Source organism: Bartonella sp. AA81SXKL (genome assembly GCF_042196945.1).
Classification (GTDB): Bacteria; Pseudomonadota; Alphaproteobacteria; order Rhizobiales; family Rhizobiaceae; genus Bartonella.
Window position 1 is genome coordinate 311 of sequence record NZ_JBHIRH010000340.1, and the last position, 302, is coordinate 612.

Annotated in this window: 1 pseudogene; it reads left to right on the forward strand. The window is 35.1% G+C overall.

Annotated elements, in window-relative coordinates:
* Nucleotides 1-302 (forward strand): annotated as a pseudogene (locus tag ACFINZ_RS11570) (LPS-assembly protein LptD); the annotation flags it as partial.

Consider the following 302-nt stretch of genomic DNA (forward strand, 5'->3'; position numbering starts at 1 on the left):
TGCCTATATTGCAAGCCAACCAGACTATGAATATCCACAAGAGCGTCAAGAAATTTCTTTTCAAACTGGTATTAAACTGACTAACTCTTGGTCCATTAGCAGCAATGCCAGTTACGATTTAATATCCGATACATTCGTAAAGAGAGGAATCAGCTTACGTTATGCAGATGAATGTTTCGGGCTAACATTTGGTTATCAGCAAGTCATTAATCTAGGAAAAAAAACACCTTTGCAAAACTTCAATTTCTCTCTTTCATTGCGTACAATTGCAGATATCGGAAAAAAAACAAAATCAGATTTAT